General features: G+C 62.1%; 1 protein-coding gene and 2 pseudogenes. 2 read left to right on the top strand and 1 reads right to left on the bottom strand.

Annotation, left to right across the window (positions count from 1 at the left end):
- Positions 1-38 precede the first annotated feature (38 nt).
- Complete coding sequence (locus tag IEX64_RS24170) at positions 39-947, top strand: transposase (RefSeq protein WP_188824014.1); 909 nt, start codon at positions 39-41, stop codon at positions 945-947.
- On the opposite strand, the pseudogene IEX64_RS24165 reads toward IEX64_RS24170, so the two are convergent.
- A pseudogene (locus IEX64_RS24165) lies at positions 934-1167 on the bottom strand (helix-turn-helix domain-containing protein); the annotation flags it as partial. The gene IEX64_RS24170 and the pseudogene IEX64_RS24165 overlap by 14 nt on opposite strands.
- Positions 1168-1312: 145 nt before the next feature.
- Here IEX64_RS24165 and IEX64_RS24595 point away from each other — a divergent pair.
- A pseudogene (locus IEX64_RS24595) lies at positions 1313-1684 on the top strand (DDE-type integrase/transposase/recombinase); the annotation flags it as partial.
- Positions 1685-2079: the final 395 nt, after the last annotated feature.

Here is a 2079-nt window from a genome sequence, read left to right as displayed (position 1 = left end):
ACGCTGTAGTAGTTGCCACCGACCGCCACGAGCCCGTCGTGGCTGACCCGCCGTTCGAGCTTCTGCCCACCCGCTGGGAGAAGCCGGTCACCAACTTCCTGCTGAACCTGCGCGGCCGGGAGAAGGTCGAGGTCGTGACCACCGACATGTGGAAGCCCTACCGCAAGGCGGTGAAGATCGCGATGCCGCAGGCCGTCCTCGTGGTCGATAAGTGGCACGTCATGCGGATGGCGAACGACGCCATGGAGACCGCGCGCCGGGTCTACCAGGGCGGGCAAGGCATCTCGAAGGAAACCCGCAAACAGTTGAAGAAGGGCTGGTCGATCTTCCTCAAACGCCCGTACCAACTCAGCCCGAAGCAGCTGCTCGACCTCGACGGATGGCTCAAGAACACGCCTGAACTGGCTGGAGCATACGAGTGCAAAGAGCAGTTCATGGACATCTGGAAAGCCCGAACAGCCACCAACGCGCTGGCCCGGCTCAACCACTGGCGCGACAACATCCCGCCCCACCTGTACCGCCTGTTCAAGCCTGTCGTCACAGCTACCACGAACTGGGAAGCGGAAATCATGGCCTACTTCACTACTGGCCGCCAGTGGACCAATGCGGCCACGGAAGCGCGCAACCGCGTGGTTAAGATGACCAACCGCATCGGCGCCGGATACAGTTTCAACGCAATTCGCGCTCGCGCTCTGTTCGGAAAGCGGCCCGGTAGGGTCGCCAAAGAGAAGAAGGACGCGCAGGCGGAGCCTGCACCTGCTTCCCCTCGCTACCTTGAATGCGTCTCCTGCAAGGCCCTCGTTCCCCGTGGCGACCACTGGAAGTACGACGAATACTACGTCGATGGGCACGTCTTCGAAGTCGCTGCGCTCTGTGCCGACTGTGCCCGTTTCAACACGGAAGAGTGGTTCGGTGCAGAAGGTCATTCTACACCGAAATCCGAATAGCCGGAAATGCCGACACCCGCTCGCGCAGGAACTCCATGTAAGGAGCGATCTTGCTCGGCCGGCCCGTCGTGCGCGGACCGTAGACCGGAACCTCGACGCCCCGCTCGATGTATTTGCGCACGGTCTTGGGATCGCGCCCCGTTCGGCGCGCGATCGCGGTCACCGACAGTCCCTGCCGGTGCAACTCCAGTATCATCATGGCTTCTCCAAGTCGGATCATCAGCGCCGCCTCCCACGAGGAGACTTTCTCGCGCCGATTTTGGCGTTGCCAATGAGCCGGGGTTAACCCCGGCTCATTGGCAATCAGGTCCAACAATCAGGGAATTTTCAAAGCCCACTTTTGCGGAGAATTACACGCCCACTGACATCGTGAGGAGAACCTGCGGGTCCGCCGCCGCAACGGTCGCAAGCGTGCCCTGGGCACCAGGGCACCGATGGTGCTGCCGGATGGGCCGAACCAGCGATGGAGCCTGGACTTCGTCTCGGACACCTTCGCCTGCAGCCGGCGCTTCCGCATCCTGTGCGTGGTCGACGACTACACGCGCGAGTGCCTGGCGATCCATGTCCAACGCAAGTTGAAGAGCGATGACGTGCTGGCGGTGCTCACTGAGCTGTTCCAGCGGCACGGTCCGCCCGATCACATCCGCTCGGACAACGTCCTAGGTCGGGAAGCAGCGGCGGAAAACAGCCAGAAGGTCTCGTTGCGCCGATCACGATCAGCGCTGATGTGGTTCTGATCCAGATGGCTTCCATCGTCAAGGAAAGCGCTCTCGGCCATAGCAAACACAGGATCCAGCGGCCGCGTTGGTCGTGGTCCTCACCGTCCTTAAAATGAGATGCGCGTGCCGGATGGAAGGCCCGAACATTATCTACAGGGTCGCCGAAGCGCCCTCACGGCTGCACAGAGAGGGGTCCTTCCATCTGGTGTCCGCCCGTTCGACGAACGGACGGTACTCGGTTCCCGTCTTGATGACGGCGTGCGCGACACGCGCCATCTTGGCGGTGAGTGCGGTCATCGCCTTGCGGCGTCGATCAGGGTCGTTGCCATGCCCGGCGACATAGCGCCCTAGGCTCAGGACTCATTGCGGCAGCCAGAAGATGACGGTGGCGGCGATGCAGATGGCTGAGAAGA

The sequence above is a fragment of the Novosphingobium indicum genome (genome assembly GCF_014645195.1).
Lineage (GTDB): Bacteria > Pseudomonadota > Alphaproteobacteria > Sphingomonadales > Sphingomonadaceae > Novosphingobium > Novosphingobium indicum.
This window is presented reverse-complemented; position numbering and strand designations above follow the sequence as displayed.